This is a genomic window from Tahibacter amnicola, assembly GCF_025398735.1.
Classification (GTDB): Bacteria; Pseudomonadota; Gammaproteobacteria; order Xanthomonadales; family Rhodanobacteraceae; genus Tahibacter; species Tahibacter amnicola.
The window spans coordinates 2,286,903-2,303,044 of sequence record NZ_CP104694.1 but is presented as its reverse complement, the minus strand read 5'-3'; the positions used below and the strand labels follow the sequence as shown (position 1 = coordinate 2,303,044).

The 16,142-nt window shown below is 66.5% G+C and carries 13 protein-coding genes; 8 read left to right on the top strand and 5 right to left on the bottom strand.

The features are described 5' to 3' along the window. Positions 1 to 103: 103 nt before the first annotated feature. Complete coding sequence (locus N4264_RS09790; RefSeq protein WP_261696849.1) at positions 104 to 715, top strand: hypothetical protein; 612 nt, start codon at positions 104 to 106, stop codon at positions 713 to 715. A 51-nt stretch (positions 716 to 766) separates the two neighbouring features. Continuing rightward, positions 767 to 1,228 (top strand): thioredoxin TrxC, encoded by a 462-nt coding sequence (gene trxC, locus N4264_RS09785; RefSeq protein ID WP_261696848.1) that lies wholly within the window; start codon positions 767 to 769, stop codon positions 1,226 to 1,228. Here the strand turns inward: trxC and N4264_RS09780 are convergent. Continuing rightward, positions 1,225 to 1,692, bottom strand: coding sequence for a hypothetical protein (locus N4264_RS09780; RefSeq protein ID WP_261696847.1), 468 nt, complete (start codon positions 1,690 to 1,692; stop codon positions 1,225 to 1,227). The genes trxC and N4264_RS09780 overlap by 4 nt on opposite strands. A 57-nt stretch (positions 1,693 to 1,749) precedes the next feature. On the opposite strand from N4264_RS09780, the gene N4264_RS09775 reads away from it, so the two are divergent. Continuing rightward, the gene (locus N4264_RS09775) at positions 1,750 to 2,022 is read left to right on the top strand and encodes a hypothetical protein (RefSeq protein WP_261696846.1); all 273 of its coding nucleotides are present in this window, start codon (positions 1,750 to 1,752) and stop codon (positions 2,020 to 2,022) included. A gap of 8 nt (positions 2,023 to 2,030) precedes the next feature. Here the strand turns inward: N4264_RS09775 and N4264_RS09770 are convergent, their stop codons facing one another. Both N4264_RS09770 and N4264_RS09765 read right to left on the bottom strand, forming a co-directional pair. Then, positions 2,031 to 4,214, bottom strand: coding sequence for an ATP-binding protein (locus N4264_RS09770; protein WP_261696845.1), 2,184 nt, complete (start codon positions 4,212 to 4,214; stop codon positions 2,031 to 2,033). Positions 4,215 to 4,310: 96 nt separating this feature from the next. Further along, positions 4,311 to 5,192, bottom strand: coding sequence for an Fpg/Nei family DNA glycosylase (locus N4264_RS09765; protein WP_261696844.1), 882 nt, complete (start codon positions 5,190 to 5,192; stop codon positions 4,311 to 4,313). Positions 5,193 to 5,568: 376 nt separating this feature from the next. On the opposite strand from N4264_RS09765, the gene N4264_RS09760 reads away from it, so the two are divergent. Further along, the gene (locus tag N4264_RS09760; RefSeq protein WP_261696843.1) at positions 5,569 to 5,955 is read left to right on the top strand and encodes a VOC family protein; all 387 of its coding nucleotides are present in this window, start codon (positions 5,569 to 5,571) and stop codon (positions 5,953 to 5,955) included. A 13-nt stretch (positions 5,956 to 5,968) separates the two neighbouring features. Here N4264_RS09760 and N4264_RS09755 read toward each other — a convergent pair whose 3' ends face one another. Both N4264_RS09755 and ompR read right to left on the bottom strand, forming a co-directional pair. Continuing rightward, positions 5,969 to 7,243 carry an ATP-binding protein gene (locus N4264_RS09755; RefSeq protein ID WP_261696842.1) on the bottom strand — a complete coding sequence of 425 codons (1,275 nt, stop codon included), beginning with the start codon at positions 7,241 to 7,243 and terminating at the stop codon, positions 5,969 to 5,971. A 3-nt stretch (positions 7,244 to 7,246) separates the two neighbouring features. Next, the gene (gene ompR, locus N4264_RS09750) at positions 7,247 to 7,963 is read right to left on the bottom strand and encodes an osmolarity response regulator transcription factor OmpR (protein WP_261696841.1); all 717 of its coding nucleotides are present in this window, start codon (positions 7,961 to 7,963) and stop codon (positions 7,247 to 7,249) included. Between the two features lie 189 nt (positions 7,964 to 8,152). Here ompR and N4264_RS09745 point away from each other — a divergent pair, with 189 nt between their 5' ends. The 4 genes from N4264_RS09745 (at position 8,153) to N4264_RS09730 (ending at position 16,125) form a co-directional block, all read left to right on the top strand. After that, positions 8,153 to 8,608, top strand: a complete 456-nt coding sequence (locus N4264_RS09745; protein ID WP_261696840.1) for a hypothetical protein — start codon at positions 8,153 to 8,155, stop codon at positions 8,606 to 8,608. Positions 8,609 to 8,645: 37 nt separating this feature from the next. After that, positions 8,646 to 8,831, top strand: coding sequence for a hypothetical protein (locus N4264_RS09740; RefSeq protein ID WP_261696839.1), 186 nt, complete (start codon positions 8,646 to 8,648; stop codon positions 8,829 to 8,831). Positions 8,832 to 9,229: 398 nt separating this feature from the next. Further along, positions 9,230 to 12,541, top strand: coding sequence for a S8 family serine peptidase (locus N4264_RS09735; protein WP_261696838.1), 3,312 nt, complete (start codon positions 9,230 to 9,232; stop codon positions 12,539 to 12,541). 254 nt (positions 12,542 to 12,795) lie between these two features. Beyond that, positions 12,796 to 16,125, top strand: coding sequence for a sensor histidine kinase (locus tag N4264_RS09730; RefSeq protein ID WP_261696837.1), 3,330 nt, complete (start codon positions 12,796 to 12,798; stop codon positions 16,123 to 16,125). Positions 16,126 to 16,142: the final 17 nt, after the last annotated feature.

Genomic DNA, 16,142 nt, shown 5'->3' with positions numbered 1-16,142 from the left:
CCGGCGGAACGACGTAACCATTCGTCCGTGCACGGCCACCAGTTGGCGCATAATTGGCTATTCTGCGCCTTCTACCCAGTTCCACGTCTTGCCCGAGGTCATCATGTCGCAGCTGCGTCCCGCCGAGCTGGCCTGGTACGTCACCGGCCGCTTTTATCGCGGCACTGACGACAGGCTCGCCGACTACGGCTATTTCATTCACCTGGCGGGCCTGGATTGCCCGCTGTTCAATGGCGCGCCCAGCGAGAAGACAGCGCATTTCACCTTTGCGGCACGGCCGTTCGCGGCCTCGACGATCGTCAACGGCGAGCTGAATCTCGCGCTCGATGCGGTCGGCGATTTTTCCCTGTTCCTGCAGCGCGAGCCCTGCGGCGATTTCGACGATCCGCAGTCCTTCGCCGGCGGCGAATGCGTGGCGACTTTCCGTCGCACCAGCATGGTCGTTGGCACGACCGTGAGCGCCGACAACGGCGCCGGCAGCCAGCCTGTGGTATCGCTCAACGCGTTCTCGGCGCGACTGGTCAGCAGCGCCCCCTTCACCTTCGAGGGCCGCCAGTACGACCTGGGCCCCATACTCGGCTACGGCATCACCCAGTTCGGCACCGCCGCGACCACGCCGGTCTCGCCGGTGCCCGCGGGCTATTCCACGGTCGTGCCCTTCTCCGGCTCGGCCATCGCCCTGGCCGGCGTGCAGGCCCTGGCCCGCTATCCTTGACGTCGGTCCGGGCGGACGCCATGTAGGATGGCCAGACTGCCCGGAGCCCCCATGGAAGAGCCCGTCACCATCCCCTGCGTTCACTGCGAAGCCCTCAATCGCATCCCGCGTGTACGTCTGGCGGACAAGCCCGTCTGCGGCCGCTGCAAGCAGCCCCTGTTCGCCGGCAAGCCGGTCGAGCTGACGGACCGCAATTTCGCCGCGATCGCCGAACGCGGGGACGTACCGCTCCTGATCGACTTCTGGGCCGCCTGGTGCGGCCCGTGCCAGCAGTTTGCGCCCACGTTCACCGCGGCCGCCCGGGCCCTGGAACCGCATGTACGGCTGGTCAAACTGGACACGGACGCCAATCCAGCCGTGGCCGGGCGGTTCCATATCCGCAGCATTCCGACACTCATCTTCCTGCACCAGGGACGCGAAATCGCGCGCCAGGCCGGTGCCATGGATGCGCGGTCGCTGGAGCGTTGGGTCAGCTACGGTCTCGAACAGATCCGCGGCACGCCGGCCCGCTAGCGGCCGTCATCCAGACCGTCCTCGCACGGCGGCGCCCGGTCGATCAGCGCCTTCCATCCGCCGATAAATGCGGCATAGCCCTGCGGCGAGAGCAATTCGTCGACAAGCTGTTCGCCGGCCGGAGATGTCGGCGTCAGCGTGTAGCGGACGGTGATTTCAGTGCACGCCGCCGTCAGCGCCTTCCCACGCACTTCGATGGTGCCGGCGTGGGATCCGTCGGCGACCCGCGCGTAGCGGGCGACTCCCGCCGCGGCATCGAAATCCACCACGATCCATATCGTCGCGGCGTGCTCGTTGACCGTCCGGAACACGGAGCCGACCTCGCCGGAACCACTGAGAAACTGCGGATCCCAACCCGGCGCCCAGGCGCGCTCGCCTTCGGCGGTGAAGCAATGCATGGCCCGGTGCAGGGACATGTCCAGGGTGAAGCTGGCTTCCCGGCTGACGGGCTGCGAGGGCGTCATGACGATCTCCGAGCGTGTTATTCTGGTACCAATGTACCACGACACCAAGGATTCCGCATGCCAAGGCCATCCCGCACGCCACGCGTCGCGCCGGCAATCGAGCGCGTCCAGACCGGCGTCCGGCTCGAAAAACGCCTGCTCAAGGTGCTCAAGGCACTGGCCGAGTACCTCGACATGCCGCTGGGCGAACTGATCGAAGGCATCGCCCTCCACGCCCTGGAGAACAAGGCCCCCTTTTCCCCCGAGACGCTCCGACGGATCGGCGACCTGCGCAAGGTCTACGATCTCGACCTCACGGCCGACGACAGCCATCAGCTACGTGAAGCGTAGCTTAGGAATCAACCGACTTTCAGGGGGATATCCACGAGGAAATGACAACCCTTGCCGAGCTCGCTGTCGCAGCGGATACGGCCACCGAGTGTCTTGCTGACAAGGTTGTAGACGATGTGGAGGCCAAGTCCGCTCCCGCCCTGGCCGCGGCGCGTCGTGAAGAAGGGCTCGAAGATGTGCGGCAGGTGATCGGCGGCAATGCCGACACCGTCGTCACGGAAGTGAATCAGACAACGCCCTTCGTGCTGCTCGATCGCCAGCGTTATCACACCCGCACGACGGCCGGGAAAGGCATGCGTCAGCGCATTGATCACGAGGTTGGTGATGATCTGCGATAACGCGCCCGGATAGCTGTCGATCTCGAAATCGCTCTCGCAGTCGACGCGAACCTGCACCGGGCTCTGCTTGAGCCGCGGCCGCAGGCTCAGGAAGATGTCGTCGATGTAGGCACGTACATGAAAGCGGCGCCGCGCCTCGCTGCTCTGGTCCACCGAGATCTGCTTGAACGTGCGCACCATGCCCACGGCGCGTTGCAGGTTGGCCAGAGTCATGTCGATGGCCTCGCACGAGGTGGCCAGTTCCCGCTGCAGCGCGCGCGCATCGATGCGCCCGCTGCGTGCCATGGCCAGGATGCGCGTCAGCTCATCCTGGAGCAGCGACGCCGCCGTCACCGCCACGCCGATCGGCGTATTCACCTCGTGCGCAACACCTGCCACCAGCTGGTTCAACGCCGCATGCTTCTCGGCTTCGACGAGCTGCTGCTGCGTGTCGCGAAGTTCTTCCACCGACTGTTCCAGCGCCTGGTTCTTGTGCGCCAGCTCTTCGGTGCGCTCGCGCACTTTATGCTCGAGCGAGATGTTGAGTTCGTTGACCTCCGCCTGCTTGGCGGCCAATGCCTCGTTGGCCGCCGCAAGGCTCGCCGTGAACTCGCTGATGTGCATGAACACGTCGTTCAACGCATTGACGATCGGCGTGAACTCGTTGCGCGCCTGATAGCTGAGCGGTGACAGCGCTAGGCTTCCGCTGTCGCGCCGGAGGCTGCGGCTGATCTGCGCCAGCACGCGCTGGAACGGCCGGAACAGGACCGTCAACGCCAGCGCCATGACCAGGATGAACGACACCGACACGATCGCGCCGTAGATCAGGTTCTGGCGCAACCCCGGTTGCAGCTCCTGCAGGATTTCGTGCTCGGGAATGAACAGTCCCAGCACCAGCCCGATGTCGGTGCCAATGGTGTAGATCCGGTGCGGGCGTCCGTTCCAGCGCACGTCGCGGATACTGCGCAGCTCGCCCGTGCGGTAGCCGGCCAGAACGTCGGCGGCCCAGGGCTCGGCCGCCGCAGGCGTCATCACACGCGCCGGGTTCGCGCCAAAACTGACGAACTTGCCGCTCTGCCGGTCAATCAGGAACGGGAACGAACCGGGCGTGATACGAATGTCCGAGACGAACTGGCGCATCTTCTCGGTCGACCAGTCCACCGTCGCCATGCCGATGATGCGTTCCGCATCGTCGAACATCAGCGCGTCGACGGTCATCATCAGGGCCTTCGAGCCGGCATCGTCGTAATACGGTTCGGTCCACACGACCCATCGATCCGGTCGCCGCGTGCGCGGCCAGTCGGCGGGCAATGCCTTCAGGTACCAGCTCTGCCGGAGGTAGTCGTAGCTATCCTGGCTCAGGTCCCAGGTAAACCGGATGCGTGGCCCCTCGCGAAACGCATAGGGACCGAAATAGCGCCTGCCCGGATCGAACGCGAAGGGTTCAAACCACAGGCCGCCACCCAGGGCTTCGGAAAGTCCTTCGAAATTGCGCAGCAGGTGCTGCTCGATATGCGACGTCACGACCGCTACCCCCGCCACGTCGCGCAGGGCGTGGTAGCGCTCGCCGGCAATGGCCAGATCCCGCGCATTGCGCTCCATCGCGTTGGTCAGGGCGTTGATCTTGTGCAGATAGCCCAGGAACGTCGCGCCAATCTGCTGTTCGCGCACCGTCGCCAGCCCTTCCTGGGCCGAGCGATAGTTCAGGTACAGCACCAGGCCGTAGCCGGAAAGCTCCAGCATCAGCACGCACAGCAGGATGCGCAACTTGATCGTCATCGAGCCCTGCTCCACTCCGCCGCCTGGGCCACCCGTTCCGTCGATGCCACCACGGACGCCGCCCTTTTCCGTTTCCTCGACGATACGTTGCCGCAAGCCGTCGCCTGGCTGACAGTGTGCCCGGATTCACCGGAAAACGGAGCAGGCCCGCCGCAGGGATTCATCGTTCGCGCAAGTACTTCCTTGTGCGCGCTACAGCTCGTCCACGTGCCGGGGCCAGGTGTCGTGGAGCAGCCGTGACAGCGCCCGGTCGGCCAGGATACGACCGCCAGTCTGGCAGCGCGGACAATAGTTGGCCTCGTTCTCGGCGTAAACGATGCGCTGGATCGGTGCGGAGCAGACCGGACACGGCTTGCCGAATCGACCGTGGGCGGCCATTTCGTCGTGGAAGGCAGTGACCTTTTCCGGAAACGCGTCGCCCGTTTCCCGCGACAAGCGCTCGACCCATTCGGTCAGCACCTCCCGCACCGCGTGGTATAGCCGGCCCGCTTCGGCATCGTCGATCTTGCCGGTGAGGGCAAAGGGAGACAGCCGCGCGCGGTGCAGGATCTCATCCGAATAGGCATTGCCGATGCCACTGAAGCGGCGCGGATCGGTCAGCGCCCGCTTGAGCGTGTGATTGCCCTCGCGCAACTGCTTCACGAACGTTGCTTCGTCGACCGCGAAGGGATCGACGCCGCCGGGGTCGAGCGCGGCCAGGGCCGCGCGACCGTCGACAAAATGCACCGATGCGCGCCGCTTCGTTCCCGCTTCCGTGAGAAACACAGTTCCCTCGTCGAATACCAGGCTGAACAGGGCGATCTTGCCGGGCGGCTTCTCACGCGGCCCACGCCAGCGCAGCCGCCCGGCGATCATCAGATGAATGACGAAGTAGCGGTCGCCGTCCAGGCCGATCACGATCCGCTTGCCCAGGTTGCCGACGGTCGTGACCGTTGCCCCCTCCGCCGTGGCCACCGGCGGATTCACCGTGCGCAGCACAAAGGGATTGGACACCTGCACGCGCCGGATCACCTGGCCGACGATGCGCCGGCGCAGATGCGCGATGTAAACCGTGATATCCGGAAATTCAGGCATGGACGACCCCAACGGCGCTGGCCGCAGATGCGCGGCGTACATCACGGGACAAAGCCCGACTTTACCTTCCGCGCGCCCGTCCCGGCACATGCGGCGCCCGGCCATGGGCGTAGAATGACGCCATGGTCCGACGCATCGCTACCTTCCTGCTCGGCCTGTTCACGGCCGCCACCCCGACGCCCGCCGTCGCCGTGTGCGCGCTCGCGCTGCCGTCGTTGGTCTAGGCACAGCGCAAGCCGGCCTGCTTCGGCGCGCCTTGCGCCGCGGTGCCGCCTTGCCCGAGTATGGGCAGGCTGCCGCCGCTGGTATCGTGCGGCCCGCCGCAGCACCTCACACGCTGTCCGAAGCAGTTCGTTTTCCCAGCGAGGCCTTCGACATGTCCGACCTCAATTCCCAGCATAACCGCGCCGTCTGGTTTGATATCCCGGTGAGCGACCTGGATCGCGCAGTCGGCTTCTACGCTGCCGTACTCGGCGTAGGCGTTGAAAAAAGCACTTTTGGTGATTTTACCTTCGGCATCCTCGCCCACGAGCACGGCAACGGCGGTTGCCTGGTTCCGAATCCGGACGAGGCCGGCGCGGCGCGCGGCATTCTGCTGTACCTGAACGTCAACGGCCGTATCCGCGACGCCGTCAGTCAGGTGAAGGCGAAGGGCGGCAGCGTGCTGGAAGACACGCACCCCATTGGTCCGCATGGTTTCCGCGCCCTCATCACCGACAGCGAAGGCAACCGGCTGGCGCTGCACTCCCCGTCCGACGGCTGACCACGCGAAACCCTCAGTGTCCGCCGAGCGGCAACACCATCCGCACGCGCAATCCACCACCCTGCGCATTGTCGATGGTCATCGTTCCACCATGCTGCTGCGCGACCCGGCGCGCGCTGGCGAGCCCCAGTCCGGATCCTGCGCCACTACGCGCTGGATCCGCGCGCAGGAACGGTTCTCCCAATCGTGGCAGCAGCGCGGCGTCCACACCGGCACCGTGGTCACGCACTACCAGTTCGGCGCAATCGCCGGACGTCGACAGCCGGACCTCAAACGGCGCGCGCCCATGCCGCTCCGCATTCTGTAGCAGATTTTCCAGTGCCCGTCGCAACGCCAGCGGCTTGGCGCGCAGCGGCAAGGTGTCCGGCGTCGTCACCTGCCATGTTCCCGTGCGGCGGGGGCTGCCGGCGACGCTGCGCACCAGCTCCGCCGCATCCAGCGCCTCCGCGGGTTCGTCGCGTCCGTCACGCACGAAGTCGACAAACTGCCCGGTCAGCTGATCGAGCTCGTCCAGGTCCGCGTCCATGCCCTCGCGCAGTTCGCCCTGCACGTCCGACAACGCCAGCGCCAAACGCAGCCGCGCCAGCGGCGTGCGCAAGTCGTGCGACAACGCGGCCAGCATCAGTTCGCGCTCGCGCGCCACCGCGCGCACGTCAGCGGCCGCCTGGCGCAAGGCGTGTTCCAGTTGCGCCATCTCCCGCGGCACCCGCCGCGGCAACGGCGGCGGGTCGGCGCCGGCGGCAATGTCCGGCGCATGGCGGGCCAGCAGGCGCAACGGCCGGGTCAACCCGCGCGCATAGAACCCGGCGGCGCCGACGATGATCAGCGCGCCCGTGACCAGGGTCCAGATCGTTGCACCGCGGACGGTCTGGACCAAAGGCGCCATCGGAATGCCGACCCAGCCCTGGGCAGGCGCGACCGCCCGGGCCCACATCGCCGGCTGGCCCTGGCCGCCAAAATGCACGTCGCGGCCAGGATGGAGTGCCTCCAGGCGGCGCGTGACATTGCGCAGGAACGGCCATTGGAATGACGGTTCCGGTGGCGCGACGGTGACATGACGGATCCCCAGAGCCGCGAACCGCGCGTCCTCGATCCCCGCGGGTGATGCGAGCATCGCATCGGCTGCGAGGATCTGCGTGGCCAGCGAACGCGCCGCGTGCTGTGCCGCCACGTCCACCATCGCCAAATTGGTGATCACCAAAGACAACCCCCCGACGCTGATCGTCACCGCAGCCAGCAGGCCGATCAATCGCCGGAAGACGGACCCGCCACGAATGCGCACGTGCATGCCTCAGGGTGCTCCATCCGGAACGAATACGTAGCCGTGACCCCATACGGTCTGCAGCCAGCGCGGATTCCGCGGGTCGTCCTCGACCAGGCGCCGCAGCCGGCTGATCATGACGTCCATGCTGCGCTCGAACGCCTCGTGTTCGCGGCCACGCGCTGCGCTCATCAGCTGGTCGCGCGTCAGCGGCTGGCGGGGCCGCTGCAGCAGTGCCAGCAGCACCGCAAACTCCCCGGTAGTCAGCTTCTGCGGTTCACCGTCGCGCAGCAGCTGGCGCGTCGACGGATCGAGCAGGCAGCGGCCGAAACGGATCGCCTCGCGCGCTTCCTGGGGCGCACCGACGACCGGCTTGCCCCGCCGCAGCACAGCGCGGATGCGTGCCACCAGTTCGCGCGGATTGCCGGGTTTTGGCAGGTAGTCGTCTGCGCCGATTTCCAGGCCGACGATGCGGTCCACCTCGTCACCCCGCGCCGTCAGCATGACGATGGGCGTTTCCATCCCCTGGCCGCGCAGCCGCCGGCACAGCGACAACCCATCCTCGCCCGGCAGCATGACATCCAGCACGATCAGGTCGACGTGACGACGCGACAACTCGCGTTCGAGCTCACGGCCATCACCGGCGACACTGGCGGAAAACCCCTGCTGTTCGAGGTAGCGGCGCAGCAGGTCGCGCAGGCGGACGTCATCGTCCACGACCAGGATGTGGGCAGCGGGTTCGTTCATGGAAGCATTCTGCGCCAGCGTCCGCCTTTCCTGGCAGTCCCCGGCCCGGGAAGTTGTAAGCAGATATTTCCACGGCACCGTTCCGACATATCTGCTTACAGGCGGAACCGGCCGGGAAACACCTGCGCTGGTCGACTCCGCAATGATGGTGCCACGCCGGATTGCGGCGCATTCCCCACCGGAGTCACCATGAAAAAGCGTGCTGCCCTGATCACCTCCCTGCTGCTTGGCTCGGCCTTAAGCGTTGGCGCCTACGCCAGCCTGCCCCGCCCCGCCATGTTTGCCCCACCGACTGCCAGCGAGCTCGGACTGGAAGGACCGTCCGCAACCCAATGGAACCAGCTGCGCGCGGAGCTTCTGGCCCTGCGCAATGACGCGCGCCGCGACATGCAGTCACGCATCGATGCGCTCGATACGCTGCTGGACGACCAGACGGCTGACTTCCGCCAGTTCCATGCGACCACCGAGCAGGCCGTCGACACCTATCGCCAGCGCTCCCACGCGCTCACCCTCCGGATGATCAGCTTCTACGAGGCGCTGACGCCTGCCGAGCAGGCCATGCTGCGCGATGCGATGCGCGACCGGCTGGATCGACTGCAGCGCATCCGCGCCGCCGTCCAAGCACTGACCCAGGACGCATTCTGACCGCCACGTCGTGCTGCCACTTTGTGGACTTGTCCCCATGAGTCAAACCCACTTCCTCATCGCCAATGCCGCGCTGTGCCTGTCCCTGCAGCCGGCCTTCGCCGTCGACCCCATACCGACGGACGAGGCAGGCGAACGCCATGGCCAGCCCGCCGCCCTTTGCGACAGCACCGCGGCACTCGCCACCAGCCTGGAGGATTTGCAGCGCGGTGGAAACACCTGAGAGCGCCGTCCCGCACACCGTAAACACGAAGCCCCCGCTCCTCCGGGGGCTTTCGTCCATCGGGATGAGTGCGCCGCCCGCGCGACCGGCCGATATGAGGATCATGCCTGATCCGAAAGGCCCATTCGGTAGCGAATGCGCCAATTCCGTCAACTTATTCATTTGGAATATTTGTACGGAAACGCATTTTTTCGCCAGGATCGGCATCGGGCGGGAAATTTCCAGCGGGCCGTCCACACGGTAGTGGGCCCGTTCATGCGGACGCCTGCCGCATCGGCCCGTCACCGCCGCCCGCAATGCCGCCGCGGGCCCGGCAGCAAGCGCCACCCATACGCCACAAGGACGTGGCGTTTCGCCCTGGCGGAATGCCATCAGCGCTTGATTAAGGTGACTTACCGATGAATTCCCGTATGCAAAGGCCCTGGACGCTGGCCGCGGCCATCGCCACCGTTTTCCTGTCTGGCCTGCCTGTTGTTTCCGCGTCTGTTCCACCGGTCGGTGAATCGGGCCGACCCCTCGGCGCCAGCGTCGACACGGCCCTGAGCCCCGCTGAAACGGCGCGCTACATTGTCCGCTTCAGGGAAGCGCCGCTGGCGCTGTACCCGGGCGACGACGCCCGCTTCGCGGCACCGCCGCAATCCATCCGCAAGGGGCGCAAACGCCTGGACACGCAGAGCGCCGCCGCCCGCGCCTACACACAGCACCTCGCTGGCACGCAGACCGAACGCCTGCTGGCGCTGGAACGGACGCTCGGGCGGCCGCTCGCCGTCACGCGCCGGATGCAGCATGCTATCAATGCAGTAGTGGTTGTGCTGCAGGTGGATGAAGTCGAGGCAGTGCGGCGTTCCGAGGGTGTCGCAGCCGTCGAACGCGACGCAACACGGACCTTGGCGACGGATGTGGGGCCGCAGTTCATCGGTGCACCGCCGCTGTGGTGGGGGCTTCCTTCGGCCGCCCAGGACAGCTTCTTCATCGACTCCTTCGAGGCGCGCGCGGGATCGCGCGGCGAAGGCGTGGTGATCGGCGTGCTCGATACCGGCTTCAACAGCCTGAGCCCGTCGTTTGCCGCGACCGATCCAAGCGGCTACACCCACGTCAATCCGCTGGGGAACGGCGTCTACCTCGGCAGCCTGTGCAACGCCACTCCGTCGCCATGCAACGCGAAGGTGATCGGCGTGTACGACGAGGTGGCCTCCGATGCCGCGGCAGAAGACCGCGAAGGCCACGGCAGCCACACGGCGAGCACCGCCGGCGGCAACGGGCGCAGCGGCACGGTCAACGGCTATCCCGCGCGGATGTCAGGGGTGGCGCCACGCGCCAACCTGGTCATCTTCAAGACCTGCGAGCACAACGCCTGCCCCCTGTCCGCCACCACCGCCGCGGTTGATCAGGCAGTTGCGGACGGCGTGGTCGATGTCCTGAGCTTCTCGATCTCCGGTGGCACCACGCCGTGGGACGACAGCACCTCCCTCGCCTTCCTCGGCGCGACCGGTGCCGGCATCTTCGTCGCGGCCGCAGCCGGCAACACGGGCCCATCGGTTCCGGTGCCGCTTCCCGGCACCTCGCACCACCATGAGCCCTGGGTGACCTCCGTTGCGGCCGGCACGCACACCGTGGGTGCCATCGGGTTCAGCATGGCGGTCAACGGCGCCTCGGCCCCACCAGACCTCGCGGTCAGTCCGGCTCCTGCCGGCGCCCAGTTGAGCGGGCCGCTGAGCGGCGCGCCGATCGTCGCCAGCCCGACGTTCGGCCAGGCGTCCGATGGCTGCACGCCATTCGCCGCCAGCGCATTTTCCGGCAAGGTGGCGCTGCTCAAGTACGGTGGCGGCCCGACCGTCGGTGGCTGCGGCACGCACGCCATGGCCGGCAATGCGCTGGCGGCCGGCGCCACGCACGTGCTGATCACCGCCAATACGGACGCCTCGTTCACCAGCGGCGCCAACCAGCCCATTCCGGTGTTCACCACCTCGCAGACCGCGGGCGGCAACCTGCACACCTACCTGCAGACCCACGCCGGCGCCACTATCACCATTGCCTATCCGGCGCGGCGCCTGCCGGCGCTGGCCGATTCGCTGGCCGGATTCAGCCTGCTCGGCCCCAATGCCTACAACGTGCTCAAGCCCGACGTGCAGGCACCGGGCGTGGATATCCTGGCGGCCTACAACAACCTCACCTTCACCACGACCGTCAACGGCGCCAACGTCGTCGGGCTGATGGGTGGCACCTCCATGGCTACGCCACACGTAGCAGGGGCCGGCGCGCTGCTGGTCGCACTGCATCCGGACTGGTCGCCGATGGAGATCAAGTCGGCACTCATGATGACGGCCAAGGAAGTCGGCCTGACCAAGCCCAACGGTACTACGCCCAGCGACTACTTCGACCGGGGCGCCGGCCGTATCCAGGTGGACGTGGCCAGCCGTGCAGGCCTGGTCCTGGATGAGTCAGCGCTGCACATGGCCTGGGCCAACCCGCAGGAAGGCGGTGACGGTGCCACGCTCAACCTGCCCAGCCTGCAGGACAGCACCTGCCTGTCCGATGACGGTGGCCAGGCGCGCTGCCGCTTCAACCGGCACGTGCGCAGCACACGGTCGAACACCGTTACCTGGTCGCTCAGCCTCGACGGCCTGCCGGGCAGCGTGTCTCCTTCGACGCTGGTGCTCGGCCCGAACCAGGGTCACGCCGTGGACGTGACGATCGTCGCGACCAGCTTGCCGGCGGACGGCACGTTCCAGTTCGGCGAAGTGACACTCACCCCCAGCGACAGCAGCCTGCCGACCTTGCATTGGCCGGTCGCCGTTGCGGTGCCGGCGCCAAGGATCTCGGTGCCGAAGGCGCTCAGCGTGGCAATTCCGTCGGGGCAACCCAGTACCACCGCCGAGCTGCCGGTTCGCAACACGGGAGGTCCGGGGCTGAACTTCGCCCGGCTCACCGACGGCTCGACCGCGACTTATCCCTGGGTGGCGCAGACGCGGACCGTCAACTACGGCTACTACAGCACCAAGTACACCGACGTCAGCTACAGCTATTTCGCCGCGGATGATTTCGTGCTCACGGGCTCGGGCCCGGTGACCCTGAATCGGTTGCAGGTCACCGGATTCGGCGTCGGCGCAAGCCTCGCGAGCCAGCCAGCCACCACGCCGATCCACTGGCGTCTTTACGCGGACGCGGCCGGCAAGCCGGCCGGCAACCCGATGGGCGGTGCCGCCGCCGTGTGGAGCCACGACAGTACGTTGGGCGGCGCGGGTGTCACCGTATCCGGCACCACCGTCGGGCTCAACCTGGCGGTCGCCGGGGCCCCGGCGTCGCTGCCGCCAGGTCGGTACTGGCTGGCGGTGTATCCGGAATTGCCGTGCGCGCCAAACGCGAACGGCTGTACCCGCGGCTGGGCGCTATACCAGTCGAGCGAGGGCAACGGCACCTATGGGGTCAGCATCAACCCGACGGCGCCGCCGCCGGACGACCAATGGGTGGCGATCAGTGACCAGCCGGGCTTCGCCATCACGGTCGAGACCGCCGCCGCCTGCGACGCGCTCCCCTGGCTGGCCCAGGCACCCGCCAGTGGAACGGTTGGTGCGCAGCAGAGCCAGTTGACCGTGCTGACGGTCAGCGCTGCCACCCTGCCGGCCGACGCCGCCACCGGCTACCTGTGCATCGGCAGCAACTCGCCGCCGCCGTCGACCGCGGTAGTGCAGGTGAACGCTACGCGCTAGCGCGCAGATCCGGCCGCGCGCAGGCTGCGCATGGCCGGATCCCTCTCCGTGGCAGCCCGGACGGTCACGTCCGGGCTGCCACATTTGTTTCACAACCTGCGCCGCTGCGCCGGAAGCGGGAAGGGTATATTAGGTACACGCATTGCTTTTCGGAACAAACGCCCGTTGTCGAACCCGCTACCGGCCCCATTGCACCGCACCATACTTTCTGGACAAATATCTTTTTATCCAGCGCCATGCCGTTGATGCGTCCAATGCAAGCCGTAGCATGCCTGACGTCCTGGACGCTGGCGGCGCTGGCCTTGCTGTTCTGTCCGGGTGCCGGCGCGCAGACACCTGCCATTACGGCACCGCATGACCCCATTGCGGCCGGCACGATGCCTGCCGGACAGTACCTGTTCCGCGACTACGGGGCGGCGCAGGGGCTGTCCTACGTGGCGATCCAGCAGCTGGCACAGGACACCCGCGGCTTTATCTGGATCGGTGCCGAAAACGGCCTGTTCCGCTACGATGGTTATCACTTCGACGCGTTCGGTACGCGCGAAGGGCTCCATTCGATCCTGATCAATGCCCTGCACGTGGATGCCAAAGGCGTACTGTGGGCCGGTACGCACGGCGGCCTCAGCCATTGGAACGGTCAACGCTTCGAACGTATCCTGCCCGCGCAGGGACTGCCATCGATCACGGTCACCACGCTCTCTGACGGCCCCGGCGGCATCTGGGTGGCGACGCCCCGCGGCCCATTTGTCGGAACACCGCAGACGCCCTTTGCCCTTGCCGCACAGTGGCCAGGTGGCGAAGCCACCGCCATGTGGCAGGGGCGCAAGAACAACGGCATGTGGGTCGCACAGTGGAACGGCGAGGCACGGATCTGGATCTGGCGCGACGGCAACTGGCACGAGGTGGATGCACCGGCCGAGCTTCTGCGCGAGCGCATTGACGGTATTGCCGAAGACGGCCAGGGCCGCGTGTGGGCCCGCTCCGCCGGTGCGATGTGGATGTTCGACCCAAAAGCCGGCCGTTTTTCGCCGGCGCAAACGCCGATCAGCCCGACCAGCAGCTACGGCTATCTCACCGCCGGACGCAACGGAGAGATCTGGGCACCGTCGGACACCAGCATCCTCCATCTGGTCGGCGATACGTGGCAGGTGCTCGGCCCGAAGGAAGGCCTGCCGCCAGCGCGCAACCGGGCCGTGCTGGAAGATCGCGACGGCTCCGTGTGGATCGGTTCGGTCGGCCTGCACCGGATGCTCGGCCGCGGCGTGTTCCACGCGTATACCCAGGCCGAGGGACTTCCCAATCCCCTCGTGTGGTCGTTCTATCGCGATCCCGAACAACGCCTCTGGGTTGGCACCGAGAAGGGGCTGGCGCTCTTCACCCCCGGCGGTTTCACCACGATTGCCGGATCGGAAAGCAACACCATCCGTTCCATCGTCCGCGCCGCCGACGGCACGATGTACATGGCCGGGCTGCCGGGCAACGAAATCCTGATCTACCACCCCGACCGCAAGCAACTGTCGCGCGAACACGTCTCCACGGCGGACCCGCCCAAGCGGATCTTCCGCATCCTGCTCGATCGCAAGGGCACGCTGTGGGTGGCCACCGACGGCGCCGGCCTGTACTCGGCCGATACCGCAGCGAAGCCGCTGGCATTCCGGCGCGAAGAACTGCCTGACGGCACGCCGCAGGAAAACATCGGCGATCTGCGGGAAGACGCCGACGGGCGCCTGTGGGTTGCGGGCCAGCACGGGCTGATCGTTCGCGACGGTACGCAGTGGCGCCGCTACACTACGACGGACGGGCTGCGTCACAACTACATTGTGTACTTGTTTCCAACTCTCGACCACCAGATGCTGGTGGGCTATTTCGAAGCCTATGGCGTCGCGAGGGTCAGCCTGGACAACGGTGCGCTACGCGTCCAGCGTCACTATGACGACGAAGCGCCCCGCTCGCTGCAGAAAGTATTCCTGATGGGCGAGGATCTCGCCCGGCGCGTGTGGATCGGCGGAGGCATGGGACTGGACATGGTCTCGTCCCGGGGCAACGAGCAGTACCGCGCCGCCGACGGCCTCGTTGGCGAGGACACCGCCAACATGGCATTTCTGTCCGAAGCCAACGGGGATGTGTGGTTCGGCACCAGTGCCGGCATCGCGCGCTTTGACGGCAAGCGCTTTGACAAGCTGCCGGAACGCAAGCCGCCGACGGTCGAGCTGCTGTCGCTGCGGCTGGGCAAGCTGACATTGACCGGAACCGAAACCGATATCCAGGTGCCGCGGGACGAAGGCGTGTTCGAGGCCCGCTTCACGGCCGTCGACTATCTGGCCGAAGGGTCGTTGCAGTACCAGGTTCGCCTGACGGGTTTCGACAAGGACTTCAACATCACCGAGAACCGCGACGTGCGGTACTCCTCGCTGCCCCAGGGCGTCTACCGGTTCGAGGTCGCGGCGCGCGCCGACCAGCATCACCCGTGGGGTCCACTGGCAAGCGTGCCCTTCCGCGTACTGCCGGCCTGGTGGGAAACCTGGTGGTTCCGCGCCCTGATCGGCCTGTCGCTGGTCGGCGTCGTCATGCTCGTGGTGCGCTGGCGCCTGGCGGCACTGCAGCGACGCAACCGCCAGCTGGAGGAACAGGTGGCACTGCGCACCGGTGAGTTGCGCCTGGCCAATGAACGCCAGCGCGAGATCAATCTGCAGCTGGAGGTGGAAGTGACCGAGCGACGCGCTGCGGAACAGGCCCTGCAGCAGCGCAATGACGAGCTGGAAGCCCTTAACCAGAAACTGGCCGGCACGCAGCTGCAATTGCTGCAATCGGAAAAAATGGCATCTGTCGGCCAACTGGCGGCCGGTGTCGCGCATGAGATCAACACGCCGATCGGTTTCATCGGCTCGAACCTGAGCGGAATGAAGCGCTACGTCGAGGATATCTTCGCCCTGCTCGACGACTATGGCCAGATCGAAACCTCGGCACCGCCGCATCTGGCGCAAAAGCTGGAACGCCGGAAGACCGAAATCGAGCTCGACTACCTGCGCGACGACGTGCCGCAACTGCTCAAGGAATCACTCGACGGCATCATCCAGGTCGCCAAGATCGTGAAGGACCTGCGCGACTTTTCCCACCTGGATGAAGCCGAGTGGCAGCTCACCGACGTGCACCAGGGCCTGGAAAGCACGCTCAACGTGATTGCCCACGAAATCAAGGACAAGATCGATGTGATACGCGACTACGGCCAGCTGCCGCGTATCGAATGCCTGCCCTTCCAGCTCAACCAGGTGTTTCTGAACGTGCTCGTCAATGCCGTGCAGGCGCTGGACGGCAAGGGCCGGATCACGATCCGCACACGCCCGGAACCGGATGGCATCCGGATCACCATCAGCGACAACGGCGAGGGCATCAGCCCGGCCAACATCGGCCGCGTGTTCGAGCCCTTCTTCACGACGCGCCCGGTCGGCAGCGGCACCGGCCTGGGACTTTCGGTCGCCTACAGCATCGTGCAGACGCATGGCGGCACGATCACCATCGAAAGCGAACCAGGCCAGGGAACCACCGTCACGATCCGTCTGCCGCACAAACCCGTGGCGAGCTGATTCACCTGTTCGGTCTG